A 19,675-nucleotide genomic window follows, 5' to 3' on the forward strand; every position below is an offset into this window, starting at 1 on the left:
CGGTGGGCGCGCGTCTCCGGCAATGGGCGGCCGTTCTCCTGCTCGGCATTGCGCCCCTCGCGCTCGTCGAGGGGGGGCTGCGGCTCTTCGGCTGGCCGACCGAGCGCGTGCGCACCCTCGGCAAACTGCTCAACTTCGACGCGGACAGCTGGAACGGCGCCATCGGCGTGTTCCGCCCGGGCGCGCGCAGCACCGTGATGTGGCCGCCGGAGCTGGCCTACGAAGTGCACATCAACGGCCTGGGTCTGCGTGGCCCCGAGATCGCGCCCACGCCACCCGCCGGACGCCAACGCATCCTCGCCCTCGGCGACTCGATGACCTTCGGGTACTACCTCGAAGAAGACGAGACCTGGCCGGCCCAGCTCGAGGCGCGCCTGCGCGCGACGGGGCAGGACGTCGAGGTGGTCAACGGCGGCAGCGGCGGTTGGTCGATCGAGTCCCACGCGAAGTTCCTCGAAGAACGCGCCCTCTCCCTCGCCCCCGACCATGTGGTGATCGGCTTCTGCGCCAACGACATCGCCGATCTCTCGCGTGGCGGCGCGGTGTTCGAGGGCCAGAAACGTGCGGTCGGCGGTGGCCGCGGCGCATTGACCGAAGCGGTCTACACGAGCGCCACCTACGAGCTGTATCTGCGCGCGAAGGTCTGGTGGAAGCACTTTCGGGAATCGCGCTCGGGCGAGCTCGACCACGCGCTCACGTCGGTAGACGTTCCCCCGGACCAGAGAGACGCGCTCTGGGAGCGCTACGCCGAATGGCTCGACCGACTCCACGCGACGCTCACCGAGGCCGGGATCCCGCTCACGCTCGTCTACATCCCGGACGCCTACAAGCTCGAGAACGACCTGCCGGCCACCGACGCCGAGCGACTCCGTCAGCTGGCCCGTGACCGGGGCATCGGGTTCGCGTCGCCACTCGCACGCTTCGAGGCCAATCCGGACGCGAAGCTCTTCCACCTGCCCCTCGATCCCCATCTGGCCGTAGACGGGGCCGCACTCGTCGCGTCGGCGGTGGAACAGGCGCTGGCCGACGCCGACGACATGCCCGCGCCGCTTCCGCCCGAGGGAGTCGACGGCGAAGACGCGTCCTAGGGCAGCGCGCCCACGCCGCTCGCCTCGACGGCGTCGAGCACGAGGGCGGCATCGAGCCGGTCGCTCGCCGCGGCGTCCGCGAAGTCACGGGCCACCGCCCGTCGGATCTCGTGGGTCGCCGGGTCGTCGAGGCCCAGCAGCGAGATCTGCGTCAGCACGGTGGCGAGTTCTTCGAGGCTCTGGCGAGCCGGGTAGTAGCGGCCATCACTCGCGAGCGTGGCGTAGAGCGCCGCGCCGTCGGCCGGAGGCGCGGGCTCGAGCCCGAGCGGCGCGAACGCTTTTGCGAGTTCGCGGCGTCCCACCGGGCTCGCGATCAGATCGTGATAGCGCCGGACGATCTCGCGAGCGCGCTCGGTGTCGAGCGCGCTGCCCGAGGAATCGCTCGGCCCGCCGATCGCATCCGCGTCGCAGGGGAACCCTTCGGGTGTCAGGCAGCGCACGTAGTTGAGCACCTGCCGCTGGTCCAACACCGGCGCCGGCACCGGCGCGGTGTCGCTGAAGCGCGCCTGGAGCGTCGGCTGCACGTTGCGCTCGGGACGCGGAACGTCCTGGGACGCGTCGGAGATGACGGGACCGCCCGTACCGACCAGATCGGCGAGGCGCCCGCTCCCGAAGTTCTCGAGATCGATCGCGGCCCCGTCCGCCGTGAAGCGCACGGTCTCGAAGGGCAACGGTCCGCCCGGGAACCGCACGCCGCCGCTGCCGAGCGCGAAGACCGGGGCGGCTCCCGCGCCATCCCAGACCGGTCGACTCGAAGTGACGATGTCGTTCGCCACCCAGTCGACGCCGCGATCGGCCACGCGCGTGCCGCTCGGAAGCGCCACGTTTCCGGGCGCGCGCCCCTGGATCACGATCGTCGGTGCATCGATGTCGATGGAGGTCGCAGAGAGATCTCCGACGCTCACGGTGCCGGCGGCTGCGATTCCCAGCGCGCCCGCCGAGGACAGCTTCTCCTGGGCTCCGACGCTCACGTTGCCGCCGCTGCGAATGACGAAGCCGCCGCCGGTGTCCGCGATCGTCGCGGTCTCGGGCACCGTGGCGACCGGCGTCGCCATGTTGAGGGCCACGTCACCCACCGAGGTGATGCCGCTCGACGCGGCGCCGAAGGTGAGGAAGTCGGCATCCGCGTCGAAGGAGGCCAGCGCCTGACCGGCACCCACGTCACCGTGGAAGCGCAGCTCCGAGTCGGTCCCGAGACCGCGGAGGGTCAGCGCACCGGGCCCGCCGATCGCCCCGCGGAAGTCGGCCTGGGCCACCGTCACGCTGTGGGGGCCGGCACCGAAGGACACCGTGTCGACGCCGAGGGTGTCGATCGTCGCGGTCCCACCCGAGTCGCTGCCGATGTCGCCGGCGAAGCCCACGCCGGCCGCTGCGACATCGAGGGAGCTGGCGCCATCGCTAGCGAAGACGCCCGCGTCGGTATCGACGTCGCCCTCGAAGGTCACACCGCCGCCCGCCTGGAGTCGCACCTCGTTCGCGGTGCGGGTCTCCATCGTGACGTTGCCCATGTCGTCCACGACGCTGATCTCGTAGCTGCGCGGGTTGGCCAGGGTCACGTCACCCGCGAAGCGCTGGTTGCCACCGCTGGTCACGTGGGCATTGGTCACCGCAGGACCCGACACGGCGAACGCGGCGAGGCCGTAGCGCAGGTCGCCGAAGCCCGCGCGCAGCTCGGTGCCCTCCTCGGTGCCCCGAATGACGAAGGCCGGGTTCTCGATGAGCTGGAACGAGGTCTCGTCGGGCTGGATCGCACCGAGCACGATCTCGCGTCCCCCGTTATCGAGGACGACATCGCCGGTCGCTCCCACGCCGGCGTAGGAGACCGTCTCCTGCTCGCCGCGGTTCGCCACGAGCAGATCGATGGGCACCAACTGCAGCACGCCGTTGTCGTTCACCAACTGGAAATCGCCCGATCCACCGCTCCCGGCCACCGCCAACGTGGCGCCTCCGTTCGTGCGCAGGGGGTTCGCCTCGCTGCCGACACCTGCCCCTCCCACGGCCAGGAGGGCGCCCACGTTCGCGACATGGGTGCCCGTGCCCTCGGCAAGGACCGCGCCGATGCCGTCCCGATCCGTGTCGGCGATCAGCGCCAGCTGGTTGCCGCCGGCGTCGATCGCGGAACCGGCGCCATCCTCGAGCTGCACGCTGCCGCGGCTCGCGAACCCGCCGTCGGCGCCCAGCTGTACTGCCCCGTTCGCGATCACCACGGTCGGTTCGTCGGCGGGGCCGCTGCCCGCCGAGTCGTCATCGAGGTGGAAGTAGAAGGCGGTCCCGCTCGTCGTCGTGTTCGCCGCCGTGACCCGGGTCGTCTCGGTGCGGCTCTGACCATCGTCGACCACCGTGCCGTCGATCGTGACGACGTCCCCGCCCCCGAGCCCGATGTTGACGTCGGCACCGGCCACCCGCTGGGTCACGTCGAGGATCGCGGCGTTCGTCACGCTGGCGTCGACGCTGCCCGCCACCCCGAGCTCCACACTGGCTCCGGTACCGTTCACCGAGAGAGGCGTGGCGGTGCTTCCGATGCGGGTTCCGAAGAGCTGGAGATTTCCCGCCGTCGTCACGTGGGGCCCCGCGCCCTGGGCTTCGATGGCGCCGATCAGGCGTTCGCCCTCGGACTCGGTGGCCACCGCGCGTGCGTGGGCCAACGTGCCGCCGTTGTCTCCGAGATTCACCGCGCCGTTCGCCACCACCAGGGTCTGGGTCTCGATGGCATCGATCGGCGTTCCGCCATCTCCGTCGCCGACGTCGGTTCGCAGGCGATAGGTGAGATGGGCGTCGCCGTTCTGGGTCACCATCGACTGGAGCGTGTGCTGGGTCGCGGACGTACCGTCCGCGTCGACCACGACGGTGGTGCCGTCGCTGCGGAACGCGTCGAAGTTGCGATCGGCCCGGTCCTGGATCAGCTCGACCCGGTCGAAGGCATTGGCGTCGTCGAGCAGGACCCGGGCGTTCCCCGCGGCCTCGACGGTCGCCTGGTCGACGAAGTCCGCCGGACCAGTGTTGCCCGTCGACGAGAGCAGGAGGTCGTTCCCGGCGGCGAAGACGTCGCTGCCCGTCACCACGACGGTCCCGGCCTGGATCTGGGCGTTGCTGCCGGCGCTCTCCACGTCCTGGACCGACGTGATCCGGACGAGCCCCCCGACCCCGTGGTTCTCGTTGGGATCGGTCGCCGGTGGATCCTGGGTGGGGATGCCGGTTCCGCCGAGGCTGGTGATCGTGCCGCCCAGGAGCACGTCGCCACCGCCCGTCGCGGAGGACCCGGTGCCCGCGCGCGTCGTGACCTGGACGTTGCCGCCGTTTCCGCCAGCCAGCGGCTCCAGCATCAGGCCCGGCACCACGACGAAGTTCGCGTTGCCGCCGGAGACGTCGACGTCGGCCAGCGTGGCGGCGCCATCCTGGGTGTCGAGAAGCACCTGGCCCCCCGCTCCCGCGGCACCGTAGTTGCCATCGCCACCGCGTGCCGAGAGCGCGCCGAGCACCTCGACCTGCCCGCCGTCACCGTTCGCCTCGAAGACGAGGTTGCCGCCGCCACCGCCCTGGCCCGCGAGGATCAGCGTGTCCGGATCCGGCATCACGAGGCTGGACTCGAAGCGGCCTTCCGCGCCGTTCGCCGTGACCGTGCTGGCGGCGTCCACCCGGACATCGCCGGCGTCGGAGAGCATGCTGACCTCCCCGCCGCCGCCGGCCAGACCACCCGGACCCGACACGCTCGCGAGCTGCGTGTCGAAGCCGGACCGGCCGCCGTTCGCGACGATGTCGGTGTCGGTCAGGACGACATCATCGTGGGCTTCGACGCGGACCGACCCGACCGCGGCGCCGGAGAAGGGCGAGATCCCCCCGCCGGTCGCGTTGCCGCCCGCCGACGTCCCGGCCCCGCCGGACGCGTCGACCACCACGGGCCCGGCGCCGCCGACGGTGACCGTTCCCTCGTCCGCCACCAGGCCGGCGCCCAGGAAGATTTGTCCGCCCGCGCCGCCGGACGCACCGAAGTCGCGGTTGGTCGGAGGTCCGCCATCCGGGTCTGGAACGTCCGCGTTGCGGGTGCCGAGACCGTCGCCGCCGCGCGCGAGCAGGTTTCCGGTGACGGTCACCGAGCGCGCCCCGGCGGCGGCCGGCTCGGCGCTGGTGGGATCCGCGTCGGCGATCAGGCTGATGCCGCCGCCGAACCCACCACTCGCGTTCTCCGACGGTCCGCTCCCCGTATCGAGAAGCTGGGCCACGCCGTCGCCACCCGAGACGTCGATGGTGTCCACCGTCACCGCGCCGAGGAACGACGCGACGCTGACGATGCCACCATCGCCGCCGTCGCCGCCATCCGTGAGCGTCGGATCGCTGCTGGTGAGGTTCGTTGCGTTGCCGCCGACGGCCTCGATGGTCCCGACGGTGACGTCGCCCGCGTCGGTCAGGACGGTCACGTTGCCGGCGTCGATCCGGTTCACGACGACGCCGTCCACCACGTCGGTGGGACTGCCCATGGGATCGCTGCCCGACGTGCGCAGCGTGCCGATCTCGATGTCACCGCTTCCCTGCGCGTCGATCTCGATGGCGTTCGCGGCGCCGTCGCGCACGCCCTGGGTCTCGAGGGTGCCGACGCGAATCACCGACGCGCGCGTTCCGTCGGTCTCGGTCCGCAGCGAGGCCGCGCCGCCATCGCTGAGCTGCCAGGTCAGGTCGCCGGTGTCCGACGTGCGGATGTCGATACCGACGATGTCGCCCGGCAGCACCGGGTCACCGGTATCGACGACGAGCAGGTCGAGATCGCGGCCGGGCTGCAGTCGGACGACGCCCACGCCTTCGCCCGCGCCGCTGTCGTTGTTGAAGGTGCCGGTCGTCGTGATGCTCTGGCCGGCCTGCAGGACCAGGTTGGCCTGCGTGCCCTCGATCTCGCTCTCGTAGATCTCGAAGGGAACGACGACGCCTGGCGTGGTGTTCGTGCCGTTGTCGGTCGAGGCCACGAAGCCCGCCAGTCCGGCGTCCCCCTGCAAGAGATTCGCGTCGACGTTCGGAGCGTCGGTGCCGTCGGCGGTCCCGCCGCGGATCACGATCTGGAGCGGGTCGTAGAGCAGGGTGCCGAACTCGCCGTTGTCGGCCCCGAGATCGACGTCGCCGCGCGACACGAGCGAACGCTTCCCCGAGATCTCGGCGAAGCCGCCGTCGCCGGACTCCGCACCCCCGCGTCCGCTCACGGTTCCGTAGAACGCGGTGGTGTCGTCGGCCCAGACGATGATGCGGCCGCCGTTGCCCTCGGAGAGGGCGTCGGCCCGCAGCACGCTGTCGGCGTCGACGTAGGTACGCTCGGCGGTGGGCGTGTCGCCCTGCCCCTGCTGTTCACCGCCCACCAGGATCTCGCCACCGCCGGCGTCGCCGGATGCATCCAGGGTCGCGTCGACCAGTCCGATCGTGTCACCGAGCACGGCGATGCGGCCGCCCTGTTCGCCCTCACCCTCGCGCGACGCGTCGAGACGCCCCGCGATGCGCACCACGCCACCATCGCCGCCCTCGGCATGGATCTCGCCGGCCCGGGTGATCCCGGTGTGGTTCATCGCGAGGGAATACGCATCGCCGGCGGTCAGGTGCACGCTGCCCGTGCTGCCCGCATCGAGGTGACCCGCCTGCACGACGCCGAAGCGATCGGGGTCGGGTGCCGTCGCCCGGTCGGCGGTGATCGACACGCGGCCGTCCACCCGCGCCAGACGCACGGCATCGCCCGCCACCAGCGCGATCATCCCGCCAGGCGCCTCGATGTGTCCGTAGTTGGCGACGTAGCGACCGGCCAGAAGCACCTGCTCGGCGGCGCGAATCTGCGCTCCCGCGGCGACGCCCACCTCGCCCTGGAGTTCGCTGATGCGATCGACGCCAGCGAGGAAGTCCTCGTGGTCGACGTGGCCGGCCGCGGCAACCAGGCTGCCCACGTCGATGATCGCGCGATCGCCGACGAACACGCCCACCGGGTTCACGATCCAGACCTGACCGTTCGAGACGAGCTGCCCGTCGAGGAAGGTCGGGTCCGTCGAAAGCACGTTGTTCAGAATGCGTGCGTGGGCGCCCGGCTGGTCGATCCGCACCGTCTCGTGCACGCCGATGTCGAACCCCGTGTAGTTCACGATGGTCTCGGGCGTGTGGGTCGTGATGTGCGTGAGGTTGCCCTCGCGATGGAAGTCCGCGCTTCCCGAGACGACCTGCTCCCCCTCCGGGCCGGCGAACGCGATGCCCGGCGGAAACACCTGCAGGCACGCGAGCAGCAGCCAGGCCGTAGACCGACGCCATCGGTCCTTCGGGCGGTGGGGCTGGGCGCTCGGGAGCAGCGGGTTCGTGTTCATCGGAGGCTTCCTGGGCCCAGGGTGCGAGGGTTGGGATCGCTCTGGGCCAATCAATGATCGTCCGGGGTCAATAAAGAATGGTGGCCGCGACGTGGCCTCGGGTTTCACCGTCCTCACCGCCGCGAGACGAGAGGTCGTGGAGCACGTGTCCAGCGTCGGCGCGCAGCGTCAGGTTGCGGAGGATCTGCAGCTCGATCCCAGCGCCGATCGACACGAGGGTCTCCTCGGGTTCGCTGGCGAGCGCGTTACTCGACTCGACGTAGGCCGCGTCGCCGAAGAAGCGCAGGATCAGGTCCCAGTCGGGCACGCCCCAGACGTGGGGGGCGCGCACATGGAACGCCCCGAGCCCAGGCAGCTTCGGCGGGTTCGCCGTGTCCGACGGGGCGAAGAGGCGCGGGATGTGGAGCCGGTACTCCGCCGTCCCGCCGAGGAGGTTGTCGCCCACCACCGCCGACTGGCGGTAGCCACGCACCGTGGCGAACCCACCCGCGACCTGTTGGAACTGGGGCACCAGGCGATTGCCGAGGGCCCACTGACCGCGCGCCAGCAACGCGATCTCGTGGGCGAGGGTCGAACTGCCCGGCGTGCTCGGGTCTTCCCAGGCGGCGCGGTTGAGCAGCGGTTCCAGGTAGAAGGCGAGGCTCGCGTCGAAGTTCGCGAGCACGAAGTCGTCGTCGGCAAGCGGCGTGCCGAGCAGATCGAGCTCGGCGGGGCCGGCCACGAAGCGCCCCGTCGCGGGGTCGATGGTATCCCCGGTCGTGTCGCCAGCGTCGGTGTCGCTCCAACCGCCCATCAAGCCGGCGCGCGCGCGCAGCGTCGACGTCGCCGTCTCGCGTTCGACGCGGAGATCCGCGTGGGGCACCACGTAGTTCACGTCGGCCTCGAAGCCGCGCAGCGCGAGCTGTCGACTCTCGACCGAGAGCAGCTGCCAGCGGGCCCCGATCGCCGCGTCGACGAAGAAATCGCCCGACTGGTAGAGCTGACGGCTGATCTCGCCGCCCAGGCTGGCTTCGGACCCATCGACGTCGGTGTTGGTGAAGCCGGTCTCCTCGGCGTCGAACTGGCTGTACCAGCCCGACAGGCCGAAGCGCCATTCCGGTGCTTCCAAGCTGAACGGCGCGACATAGGATCCGACGACCGCGTGCACCCGGTCGAAGTCGCCGGTCGTGTAGTCGAGTCGCAGGATGTCGTCGCGCCCGGTGAGCTGATGGTGCGCGAACCCGAGCCGCTGGCGGTTGCGGGTCGTCGTCGAGGTGCCGGTGTTCGTGTACTGGGCGTAGGCGTACCAGGGCTTGGTCTCGGCAACGCGCAGGTTGACCGCGGTCGTTCCGGTGCGATCGCCCGGGGTCAACTCGGCCTCCACGCGACGTCCGGGGTGACGCGAGAGCTGGGCCGCATAGTCCTCGAGAGACTCGATGCCGAGCAGGCCTCGCGGGCCACCGGGACGCACCGGCGAGCGGTCGCGGATCCAGGCGTGGGCAGCGTGGTTGGTGCGCTCGTTCACCGACAGGCCGCCGAAACGATCGCCATCCGCGACGCTCGTCACGCGACTCACGCGGCCCGTCCAGACCCGGATACGCAGGACCGTGTCGCCGGGAGCGCGCAGGTCGCGGCCGGTCCCTTCCTCGATGTCGGGGACGGAGACGAGAACGCCGTTGTAACCGGCGCGGTTGAAGGTCGCGACGATGTGCTGGTTGATGTGCAGCAGCGCGGACGCTCCGAAGGAAGCCCGCCGCGGCAGCGACGAGAGCCGAATGCGGACGGTGCGGTCGACGGGCCGGGGCGCGATGTAGCCCGCTTCGTCGGCGTGCAGCCCGACCTCGAGGTCGAGCAGATCCTCGATCGGGATATGGCGCGGGTGGTCGAGGGCGTACTCGATCTCGATGGCGCTCACCGGGTACACGGTCTCGTAGGTGATCGCGCGCGCCGGTGACGCCGCGCCGAGGGCGAAGGCGAGACACACGACGAGGGCCGCGCCAGCGCGACGTGCACGCGTCATGGCGACGAGCGGACGCGCGCGGAGACCACACCGCGGGGCAATACGGGAAGATCGGACGGAGATCGGACGGGTCCTCAGGGGGTGGGTCCGCGGGGGTGCCAGAGAGTAGCTGGCCCGTCGCCGTGTGGGGGAATCCCCGGTCGGGTCGGGCTCGAGGCGCCTCGCGGCATGCGAGGACGGGGTCTAGAGCAGCACACCCGCCACGCAGGCCGTGAGGAGGCTGGCCAGGGTGCCCGCCACGATGCTTCGGAGCCCGAGCGCGGCCACCTCGCCGCGCCGGGACGGCGCCAGGCCGCCGAGCCCGCCTAGAAGGATGGCGAGGGATCCGAAGTTCGCGAAGCCGCAGAGGGCGTAGGAGGCGATCACGGCGGCCCGCGGCGACAGGGAGCCCGCCTGGATCTCACCGGCCAGAGACTGGTAGGCCAGGAACTCGTTCAGGATCGTCTTCACTCCGAGGAGCGAACCCACCCGAGCGGCGTCGCTCCAGGGCACGCCGAGCAACCACGCGACCGGCGCCAGGGCCCAACCCAGGAGGCCCTCCAGCGTCCAGTCGGGCTGCCCGAACCAGGCGCCGACGCCGCCGATCCCCGCGTTCGCCAGCGCGATCAACGCCACGAAGGCGAGGACCAGAGCGCCGACGTAGCCGGCCAGCCGCAGCCCCGCGATCGCGCCCTGGGCCGCCGCATCGACGACGTTCACCGAGTCGCTCGGCGGGAGCCCACCGTCGGAAGCCCAGGTCTTCGGGACCTCGGTCTCGGGCACCATCAGCTTCGCGACGAGCACGCCCGCCGGTGCGGAGATCAGACTCGCGGTGGCGAGATGCCCGGCGTACTCGCCGCCGCCGAGCATGCCGACGTAGGCCAGCATCACCGAGCCCGCGACGGTGGCCATGCCCAGGCTCATCAGCGTGAAGAGCTCGGAGCGGGTCATGCCTTCGAGGTAGGGGCGCACGATCAACGCCGACTCGGTCATCCCCACGAAGAGGTTGGCGACCGCCGCGAGGCTCTCCGCCCCCGACAGGCGCAGGGTGCGCGACAGCCCGGCGGCCAACACCCGCACCACTCGCTGCAGCACGCCGACGTGATAGAGCACGGCGAAGCCGCTGCCCATGAAGACGATGATCGGGAGCACGTGAAGCGCAAAGGAGAAGCCCGTGTCGTAGAGCGGACCGAAGACGAAGCGTGCACCGGCTTCGGTGTAGGCCGTCAGCGCTGCCACAATCGCATTCATCACGGCGAAGAAGCCGGCGCCGACGGGCGTCTTCAAGAGGATCAGCCCCAGCACCCACTGCAACCCGATCGCCCATACCACCGTGCGCCAGGCCACTTCGCGTCGGTGGGACGAGAGCGCCCAGGCCACGCCGACGAAGCAGGCGAAACCGAACAGAGAAACCGCGCGCAGCGAGAGATCCGTCACGCAGGAGACTCCCAGGCCGAGACCAGGGCTCGGGTTGCGGCGCTCGGGTCGGGGGCGCCAGCGACCGCTGAGATCACCGCAAAGCCCGCGGCGCCGGCCGCTCGCACGTCGGGAGCCCGTGCTGCGTCGATGCCGCCGATCGCGACCAGCGGGCGCGGCGCGACGGCCTCCACCGCCCAGGCCAGGGCATCCAGGCCGCGCGCGTCGAAGGCATGCTCCTTCGACGTCGTTCCGAACAGCGGACCGAACGCGACGTAGTCGACGGGCTCGGAGACGGTCGAAAGCAGCTGCTCCCGGGTGTGGGTAGAGCGGCCGATCGCGAGCCCCGCGCGCGCTGGTTCGGGAACCCGGTCCGGGGGCAGATCCCCTTGGCCCAGATGCACGGCGTCGGCCTCGGCGAGGAGCGCGAGGTCGAAGCGGTCGTTCACGACGAAGGTCACCGCGTGCGCGCGGGTGAGGTCGCGGATCTCGCGCGCCCAGGCAAGCTGCTGGGCGTCGGTCGCGTGCTTCGCACGAAGCTGAACGACCCGGGCACCCCCGGCGACGGCCGCGCGCGCCTGCTCGGTCGGCGACCCGGGCCAACGCGGATCGTCGTCGGCCAGGACGTGCAAGCCGGAGAAGTCCCGGGCGTGGGGCGCCGCGGCGCTCACTCGCGCCCGGGCAGCGGGATCGCCAACTCGACGATCTTCTTGCGGAGCGTGTTCCGGTTGATTCCGAGCAGCGCCGCCGCGCGAATCTGGTTGCCGTCGGTGCGCGCCAGCGCCGCTTCGATCAGCGGACGCTCGACCCGCTCGATGGTGCGGTGGTAGATGTCCTCGGTCTCGGCGTCGAGCGCCTGCTCGGTCTCCCGGCGCACGAGCTCGGCGAGGTCCGCCCCCGTGTCCGGCGCCGGCGGTTGCTCGATGAACGCGAAGTCTTCGGGCGTCAGCACCCCGCCGCTGCCGAGAACCAGGGCGCGCTTCACCGCGTTCTCGAGCTCTCGGACGTTCCCGGGCCAGGGGTGACGCGACAGGGCCTCGAGCGTCTCGTCGGCGAGGGTGCAGGACCCGCCGGCGAGCTCCTGGCTGTACCGGGCCGCGAAGTGCTCGGCCAGCGCGCGCACGTCCTCGCGCCGTTCGCGCAGGGGCGGCAGATGCATGGGCACCACGCGCAGCCGGTACAGCAGATCCTCGCGGAAGCTCCCCTCTCGCACGGCGGTGTCGAGGTCGCGGTGAGTCGCCGCAAGAATGCGGACGTCGACCCGGGACGAGGTGTTGCTGCCGACTGGCGTCACCTGCTGGTCCTGCAGCACCCGCAAGAGCTTCGCCTGCAGGTCGCTCGACATGTCCCCGATCTCGTCGAGGAAGAGGGTTCCGCCCGACGCTTCGCGGAAACGCCCCGCGCGCGCGGCGACCGCCCCCGTGAAAGCGCCGCGCTCATGACCGAAGAGCTCGCTTTCCAGCAGTTCACGCGGGATCGCCGCCGTGTTCACGGCGACGAAGGGCTGTTCGGCCCGCGGGCTCGCGGCGTGGATCGCACGCGCGACCAGCTCCTTCCCCGTCCCGCTCTCGCCGGTGACGAGCACCGGGACATCCCGCGGCGCCACGCGCCCGATCGTCTTGAAGACTTCGAGCATCTCGGGCGACTTGCCGACGAGGCCTTCCCCCGGGCGGGTGCGACGCCCGACCTCCCGGCGCAGCTGCTGGACCTCGCGCTCGAGATCGCGGGTGCGCAGCACCTTTGTCGCCAGAGCGCGCACCTCGTCCATCCCGAAGGGCTTGACCAGGTAGTCGACAGCGCCGCGCTTCATGGCTTCGACCGCGTTCTCGTAAGTGTTCTGCGCCGTGATGATCACGACCGCGGTATCGACCCGCTCCTCCTGCAGATGATCGAGGAGCTCGAGTCCGGTGAGGCCCGGCATGCGAATGTCGAGGAACGCGAGGGCGTGGGCGCCCGTCCGCAGCGACGACAGCGCCGCCTCTCCATCGTCGACCTCGGAGACCTCGCAGCCGAGTTCTTCGAGAATCTCTCGGAGGACGAAGCGAATCGACGGTTCGTCGTCGGCGATCAGGACGCGTGCGCGGGGGTTCATGCGGAACTCCGTTGGGGACCCACGACCGGGAGCAGGACGCGCGCGCGCGTGCCCCGGTTCGGTTCACTCTCGAGGTGGAGCGTCCCGTCGTGGCGGGTCGCCCAGTGTCGGCTCATCGCGAGCCCGAGTCCGGTGCCCCCGGAGCGGGTCGTGAAGAAGGGAGTGCTCAGACGTGCGAGCACCTGCGACGTGATGCCAGGGCCGTCGTCGATCAACGTCACCTGGACGGTGGGAACGCTCTTGCCGCTCTCGCGGGTGAGGCGGTTCTCGAAGGCCATCCGCGTCTCGACGCAGAGCGTGCCGTCGCCATCGAGCGCCTGCAGCGCGTTGCGCCCGAGGTTCAAGAAGATCTGGGTCAGGCGGTCCGGGTCGGCGCGCAGGTCCGGGATCGACGGGTCGAAGCTGCGATCGAGCTTGACTCCGCGCGCCAGCGGATCCATCGACAACAGCTCGAGCACTTCATCGAGCAACCGGTGAATGTTCACGTCCTCGAGGCGCAGCGATTCGCCCTGGTTGAAGACCATCAGCTCGTCGACCAACGTGCGGATCCGATCGACCTCGCGCACGATCATGTTCGCCGCGTCTTGCAGCTTCCCGGCTTCCGTGCGCGCGGCGATGATCTCCGCCGCGCCGCGGATGCCCCCGAGCGGATTCTTGACCTCGTGGGCGATGCCGGCTGCGATCGTGCCGTAGAGCGACAGTCGCTCGCGCTCGACCGCACGCTCTTCGAGAGACCGCTGCAGGGTTCGATCGCGCAGGGCGAGCACCACCCCGCTCGGGGTTCGGTCCTCGGCCCAGAGCGGCGAGGCGGCCACGTCGACCACGACGTCTTCCGCGAAGCGCCGGGTCAGGAGCTGCTCGTCCTGGACCGCAGACCGACCACTCTCGAAGACGCCGCGTGCCAGCGCTTCGAGCCGTCGCTCCCGGCTCACCCTCGAGAGGTGGGCACCGCGCGACGCCTCGCCCGAGGTGCCCAGAAGCCGGCAGGCCTCGGCGTTCAGGAATTCCACCCGGCCCTCGTGGTCGACCACGATCACGCCCTCGAAGACCGCATCGAGCACGTCTTTCAGGTCGTGGTTCATGGAACGCTCTCACGCCCCGCCGGCTCCTCGGCAGCGCGCCTGGCGGCGGAAAACCGAGGGGACCCGGAACGGGGGCCGAAGGAAGGAAAAAAGGCAGGCCGGACGGCCCCGGATGCGGGGCCGGGGCGGACCGGCGTGGTTGCCCAATTCTTGGGCAGAGTAGCGGCCGCGCCGCTGGGCGCCATCGTCCCCTGGCGGTCGGAGGCGCCTCCATAAGGTGCTGAGTTCGGTAGCTTCTTGGCGTTGTGCGTACCGGAATCACGCCGGCCGAGGCGCTCGAGACGATTCTCCAGCGCGCCGAGCCCCTCACCCCCGAGACGGTCTCGCTGCCCGAGGCCCAGGGGCGGATCCTCGCCGAATCGGTGACCTCAGAGCGGGTGATCCCACCCGCCGACAACTCGGCGATGGACGGCTACGCGGTGCGGGCCGCCGACTGCGCCCAGGCCTCGGCCGACGCCCCGGTCGCGCTGCCCGTGTCCTTCGAGGTGCCCGCGGGCGCCGCCGCACCTCCCACCCTCGAGGTCGGACAAGCCGCCCGGATCCTGACGGGTGCCCCGCTCCCGCCCGGCGCAGACAGCGTCGTGCGGCAGGAAGACACGGAGCGCAGCGGCGACCGCGTCGCCGTGCGGGTCGTTCCGAAGCTCGGCGAGCACGTGCGGCGGGCCGGAGAAGACGTCGATGCCGGGGACGCGGTGCTGACGGCCGGCGATCGCGTCGGCGCCGCCCAGATCGGCATGCTCGCCTCGCTCGGCCGCAGCTTCGTCGCGGTTCACCGGGCGCCGCGGGTCGCCATTCTGTCTGGCGGCGACGAGTTGGTCGAGCCGGATGGCGACATCAGCGGCGGTCGCATCGTCTCTTCGAACTCCTATTCGATCGCCGCCCAGTGTCGGGAACTCGGTGCCATCCCGAGCTACCTCGGCATCGCGCGCGACACCCCGGAAGACCTGGAGCGGTGCTTTCGCGGTGGTCTGCGCGCCGACCTGCTCGTGAGTTCGGCCGGCGTGTCCGTCGGCGATCGCGACTTCGTGCGCGACGTGCTCGAGAAGCTGGGCTGCACGCTCGCCTTCTGGGGCGTTCAGATGAAACCCGGCTACCCCCTCGCCTTCGGCGAGATCGGCGCCGAGCGAGGCGCGGGTGCGGGTGGCCCGCTCGTGTTCGGCCTGCCGGGCAACCCGGTCTCGGCGATGATGACCTTCGAACAGTTCGTGCGGCCGGCGATCTTGCAGATGCGCGGCGAGCGCGCCCTGTTCCGCCCGCTCCTCGAGGTCCGGCTGGGCGAGCGCCTGCGCAAGAAGCCCGGCCGGCTGCACTTCGTCCGCGTCACCCTCGAGAAGGAAGGCGACGACTGGGTGGCCCGCAGCGCCGGCAACCAGAGCTCGGGCGCGCTGCGCTCCATGCTCCGCGCGCGTGCCATTCTGATCTTCGACGCCGAGCTCGAACGGCTCGACGTGGGTGATCGCGCGCGCGTCCAGGTCGTCGACCCGACGGTGCTCGCCGGCGCCGACGGAGGATTCTGAGATGGGCGAGATGGCCTCGAACGGAGATCGATTGCGCAACGTGGCGGGCGCTGTGCTCACGGGCGGCGCGTCCTCGCGCATGGGTCGAGACAAGGCGCGCCTCGCCGTCGGGGGCGTACCTGCCGCGACGCGCGTTGCCGAATGCCTCGCCCAGCTCTGCACCGACGTCGTGATCGTGGGGGGCGATCCGCCGTCGGACGCGCCCGGCCGCCGCGTTCCGGATCCGCCGGGCCCGCGCTGCGCCCTGCGCGGGCTGGTCGGTGCCCTCGACGCCTGCGAGGCCGAACGCGTCTTCGTGGTCGCGACCGACGTCCCGTTCGTTCGCCCTTCGCTGCTCCTCGCGCTGTTTGCATGGCCCGAGGCCGACGCGGTAGTGCCTCGCTCCTCGCACGGTTTACAGCCCCTGGTCGCGCTCTACCGGCGCGAGCCCGTCCTCGAGGTGGCGCGTGGACACCTCGAGGAAGAGCGCCTGGCCCTGCGCCACGTCCTCGACGCGGTGGAGACCCGCCTCTTCGAGGGGGAAGACCTCGCGCGGGTCGACGACCACGGGTTCGCCCTCACCAACCTGAACACGCCGGAAGACCTGGCCCAGGCCGAGGCCGCCCTGGCGCGCTAGCGCCCGAGGATGATCCGGCAGATGGCTTCGAGGCGCTCGAAGGCGCCGTCGAAGCGTTCGCGCAGGGACGCATCGGCCCACTCGACGGCCCCCAGACGCGAGAGCACCGCGAGGGTCTGTTCCGCGGCGCCAGACAGGTCATCCGAAGCGCGCTCTCCCAGATCGTCGAGTGCCTCGGTCACGCCGGTGTCGGCCGCAGCTCCGGCTTCGCGGAGTGTTCCTACGAGATCCCCCAGCAGGCGTCGATACTCCCCCCGCACAGACATCTAGTGGCGCTCCTTCCCCACCGGACTCATCGGCTGCGCATCGCTTCGACGATGTGGGTCGTACGCACGCCTGGAATCACGCGCAGACGCTCGACGCGCCCACCCCAACTCTCGACGTCCTCGCGTCCGACGATCTCGTCGAGCTTCCAGTCCCCGCCCTTCGCCAGGACGTCGGGGCGCAGCTTGCGAATCGCCCGCAGAGGCGTGTCCTCGCCGAACAGGACGACCCAATCGACGCAGGAAAGCGACGCCACGATCTCGGCGCGCTGGCGCTCGGGGATCACCGGCCGCGTCGGGCCCTTCAGGCGCCGCACCGACGCGTCGCGATTCAGGGCGACGATCAGGCGGTCGCCGAACCCACGTGCCTCTTCCAGACTGCGCACGTGTCCGACGTGGAGCAGGTCGAAGCAGCCGTTGGTGAAGACGACGGTCTCCCCGCGGCGCTGGGCCGCCGCGACTTCGTGCCGGGCCCGATCGCGAGACAGCACGCGCGCGCGCGCCGGCCGCACCTCGCTCACAGCGTGACCTCGGGCGCCGCGGGAGCCGCCTCGGGGTCCGGCGCCGGCGGCTCGGGTTCGGGCTCCGCGCCCTTCGGAGGGGACTCGCCACCCGGCGACGCCAACCCGAGTTCCTCGATGCCGCGCCGCACGACCGACGGAAGCCCGGTCACCATGCGAATCGGTCCGGCGTTGAGCGAGCGCAGCGGTTGGGGCCGCGCGGTCGGCGCGTCCCACGGACCGCTGAGTTTGAAATGGGCCGCCACCAAGTTGTTCGCCCCCCCGAGCAGCAGGTTCCCCAGGATCGGGATGCTACCGAGCGCACGGTCGACGGGCCGGAACAAGAACACCACGAGCTCCGCGTCGACACCGTGGGGCTCGTGACCGATGTCGATCTGACCCGTGCCGAACACGCGCACGTCGGGGCCGTCGAATTCGAGGCCATCGGTCTTCGCCACACCTTCTTCGAGGTCGAAGGCGACTTCACAGCGCGTGTAGCGAATCTGATCCCGCCCGCCGCTGAGATCGAGGCTCTCGGTCGACAGCGTCAGCGCCAGGAGAGCGGGCATCTCGCGTTTGACGGTGCCGTCGTACGCGTCGACGGTGGCGCGGCCCGACAGACTCGCCAGCGGGAAGACACCGTCGCGGTGCCGCGCTTCGAGATCGGCGCGCACGTCGACCCGCCCGGTGACGAGCTCTTCCCCGAGCCCTGCCTGGGCGAACAGCGCGGCCGCATCGAGATCCTGGGCCACGAAGGCGCCGCGGTAGGGCAGGACGTCGGCCGTCGAGAGGTCCACCGAACCGTCGCCGACCAGATGTCCCTGGGGTCGGATCGCCGCCTGGACGCCGTCGAAATAGACGCTCGCGCCCACACCGCGCACGCGCGCCTGGACCTTCTCGTGGGACCAGAGGTCGGTATCCCAGGGACCGATCTCTAGCGTGCCGCGCGCCCACACGTCCCCTCGGATCGGCGCAGGCGTGCGCTGATTGCGGTCCGGCGCCCTGGCGACCAGGCGGGCCGTCAAACGCATCGGGTCGTCGTCCCAGATCAACGTGCCGCGCAGCGGCACCTCGGCCCAGGTGGCGCGACGGATCTCGGCCACCAGGTCTTCGCCGCGCCCGTCGATCCCGACCTCGACCGAACGCAGCGGCCAGAGCACGAGCGGGTGGGCCAGGTGATCGAGACGCACTTCGAAATGGGGCGGTTCGGCTTCCTCGCCGGGCTCGGGCTCGAACACCGAGATCAACAGAGGCAACCCCGCCAGCAAGACTTCGTCCCGCACGGGAACCCGGTTCGCGAGGTCCGAGTCGAGCAGGTGAGAAACCCCATCGAAGTCGAGATCGAGAATGGGGAGGTCGAACCCATCACGCGAGCCGGTGAGACCGCGTACTTCGAGGCGATCCCCCGCCAGGCTCGCCCGCATCGCAACGCGCTCGAGGGCGTCGTCTTCGTCGAGCGCGATTCGCAGCTCTTCGAGACCCGCCTCGAGCCGGAAGCCCTCGGGCAGGTGACCGGACTCGCCGGTGAAGACCTGCTCCCAGCGCGCGAGGGTCTCCTCGCCCTCGGCGCGCATGTCAACGATGCGGCCTTCGCCGAGCGCACCCAGCAGGTCACGGGCGTCTTCGAAGGCGGCGGCGTTTCCGGTCATGGCGACGAGATCCTCGACGGCGATGTCCGCGAGCTTCGCGCGCAGGGCAAGCGCCGCCTTGGGGTCCACCGGCCGCGAAAGGCTGCCACTCACGTCGACGTCGATCGCGCCACTGCGCAGACGCACTTCCTCGAACTCGAAACGGTCCTCGTCGAATCGAATCGTCGCCTGGCTCGCGATCCGCGGTGCGCCCCAGAGCGGCGTGTCGACCCCGTCTTCGACGAGGGCGAAGTCGCGCATCACCCAGTCCACCTGGGCACGGGCCGGGCGATCCGGAGTCGCGCGCAGATCGATCACTCCGTCCAGGCGACCCGCCGGTCCCATCGTCGCCGCCCCGAACCAGCTCGCGGCCCAGCCCAGATCGAGCCCGTTGGCCGTGACCTGCAGGTCGAGGTCGTCCGGCTCGTCGAGCGTCGCCTCCCACTCCAGGGCGCCGCGCTGGGCCCCCTCCCCCACGACCCGCATCCGGGCGACCAGCGCGGTCTCGGCCCGCAGCTGGCGGTAGTCGAGCTCGGCTTCGAGATCCTCTGCCGAGAAGGTGCGGGTCGCGCCGGTCTCGTCGGCCCAGATCACCTCGATCCGCCCGTCCCGCAGGCGCAGGTGGTCCGCGAGGTGCGGCCCGCGGAGGAGTTCCCGGAGCGCAAATTCCGGAGCCACGTGCTCGGCGTGGTCCTCCTCGCCACCGGTGTGCGGCTGCGGGTCGGCGTTCGGGAGGTGGATGCCCGAGGCATCGCCCCGCAGACGCAGCGTGACGCCTTCCAGCTCCAGCCGGGAGAGCCGCACGTTCCCCATCAGGCTGGCGCCCAGGCTGAGCCGCGCGCTCGCCCGCTCGACCTGTAAGTCCCCGTTCAAGAGGGACATTTTCCCCGCCTCGAGCTCGATGGGCAGGCCCGGACGGACGCGCAGGCTGTCGATGTTGCAGCGCGCGCCCGTGGCCTGGGCCACCTGTCGCTCGACCTCGCGGCGCAGCTGCTCGGGCCCCAGGGTGGACGCGGCATAGAGCCCGGCCACCAGAGAGGCGAGCAGTAGGAGGGCCGCCAGACCCCAGCGCCATGCGCGTCGCCGGCTCACGATCCCTGCAGGGATCTCGAGGCCGCCCGACCCCCCCTAAATGAAGGTTCTTCGATGTGCGTCAACGGCTCGATCCTGGGCCC

11 protein-coding genes and 1 pseudogene are annotated in these 19,675 nt (G+C 71.0%); 3 read left to right on the plus strand and 9 right to left on the minus strand.

What is annotated here, in order from left to right; genetic code table 11:
• Nucleotides 1-2 precede the first annotated feature (2 nt).
• Nucleotides 3-1,088, plus strand: a complete 1,086-nt coding sequence (locus tag AAF430_20205) for a GDSL-type esterase/lipase family protein (GenBank protein MEM7412565.1) — start codon at nucleotides 3-5, stop codon at nucleotides 1,086-1,088.
• Here AAF430_20205 and AAF430_20210 read toward each other — a convergent pair.
• The 6 genes from AAF430_20210 to AAF430_20235 all read right to left on the minus strand — a co-directional run bounded on the left by AAF430_20210 (nucleotide 1,085) and on the right by AAF430_20235 (nucleotide 13,976).
• Complete coding sequence (locus AAF430_20210) at nucleotides 1,085-7,408, minus strand: filamentous hemagglutinin N-terminal domain-containing protein (GenBank protein ID MEM7412566.1); 6,324 nt, start codon at nucleotides 7,406-7,408, stop codon at nucleotides 1,085-1,087. The two genes, AAF430_20205 and AAF430_20210, sit on opposite strands and share 4 nt — an antisense overlap.
• A gap of 67 nt (nucleotides 7,409-7,475) precedes the next feature.
• Nucleotides 7,476-9,407: a ShlB/FhaC/HecB family hemolysin secretion/activation protein gene (locus tag AAF430_20215; GenBank protein ID MEM7412567.1), complete on the minus strand. Its 1,932-nt coding sequence runs from the start codon at nucleotides 9,405-9,407 to the stop codon at nucleotides 7,476-7,478.
• A 183-nt stretch (nucleotides 9,408-9,590) separates the two neighbouring features.
• Entirely contained in the window at nucleotides 9,591-10,823 is a 1,233-nt protein-coding gene (locus AAF430_20220) for a nucleoside transporter C-terminal domain-containing protein (protein ID MEM7412568.1), read from the minus strand.
• Nucleotides 10,820-11,473, minus strand: a complete 654-nt coding sequence (thiE, locus tag AAF430_20225; GenBank protein MEM7412569.1) for a thiamine phosphate synthase — start codon at nucleotides 11,471-11,473, stop codon at nucleotides 10,820-10,822. Before thiE ends, AAF430_20220 begins: the two co-directional genes overlap by 4 nt.
• Nucleotides 11,470-12,894: a sigma-54 dependent transcriptional regulator gene (locus tag AAF430_20230; GenBank protein MEM7412570.1), complete on the minus strand. Its 1,425-nt coding sequence runs from the start codon at nucleotides 12,892-12,894 to the stop codon at nucleotides 11,470-11,472. Before AAF430_20230 ends, thiE begins: the two co-directional genes overlap by 4 nt.
• On the minus strand, nucleotides 12,891-13,976 hold the full coding sequence (locus tag AAF430_20235; protein MEM7412571.1) for an ATP-binding protein: 1,086 nt from the start codon (nucleotides 13,974-13,976) through the stop codon (nucleotides 12,891-12,893). Before AAF430_20235 ends, AAF430_20230 begins: the two co-directional genes overlap by 4 nt.
• 245 nt (nucleotides 13,977-14,221) lie before the next feature.
• Between AAF430_20235 and glp the strand changes: the two genes are divergently transcribed.
• Both glp and AAF430_20245 read left to right on the plus strand, forming a co-directional pair.
• Nucleotides 14,222-15,493: a gephyrin-like molybdotransferase Glp gene (gene glp, locus AAF430_20240; GenBank protein MEM7412572.1), complete on the plus strand. Its 1,272-nt coding sequence runs from the start codon at nucleotides 14,222-14,224 to the stop codon at nucleotides 15,491-15,493.
• Nucleotide 15,494: 1 nt separating this feature from the next.
• Nucleotides 15,495-16,109 carry a molybdenum cofactor guanylyltransferase gene (locus tag AAF430_20245; GenBank protein ID MEM7412573.1) on the plus strand — a complete coding sequence of 205 codons (615 nt, stop codon included), beginning with the start codon at nucleotides 15,495-15,497 and terminating at the stop codon, nucleotides 16,107-16,109.
• On the opposite strand, the gene AAF430_20250 is transcribed toward AAF430_20245, so the two are convergent.
• From AAF430_20250 to AAF430_20260, 3 genes and pseudogenes are all read right to left on the minus strand, one after another.
• Entirely contained in the window at nucleotides 16,106-16,375 is a 270-nt protein-coding gene (locus AAF430_20250; GenBank protein MEM7412574.1) for a hypothetical protein, read from the minus strand. The genes AAF430_20245 and AAF430_20250 overlap by 4 nt on opposite strands.
• Before the next feature lie 26 nt (nucleotides 16,376-16,401).
• Nucleotides 16,402-16,821 (minus strand): annotated as a pseudogene (gene rfaE2 / locus AAF430_20255) (D-glycero-beta-D-manno-heptose 1-phosphate adenylyltransferase).
• Nucleotides 16,822-16,889: 68 nt separating this feature from the next.
• Nucleotides 16,890-19,592 (minus strand): AsmA-like C-terminal domain-containing protein, encoded by a 2,703-nt coding sequence (locus tag AAF430_20260; GenBank protein ID MEM7412575.1) that lies wholly within the window; start codon nucleotides 19,590-19,592, stop codon nucleotides 16,890-16,892.
• Nucleotides 19,593-19,675 lie beyond the last annotated feature (83 nt).

This window comes from Myxococcota bacterium (assembly GCA_039030075.1).
In the GTDB taxonomy this organism is placed as follows: domain Bacteria; phylum Myxococcota_A; class UBA9160; order UBA9160; family SMWR01; genus JAHEJV01.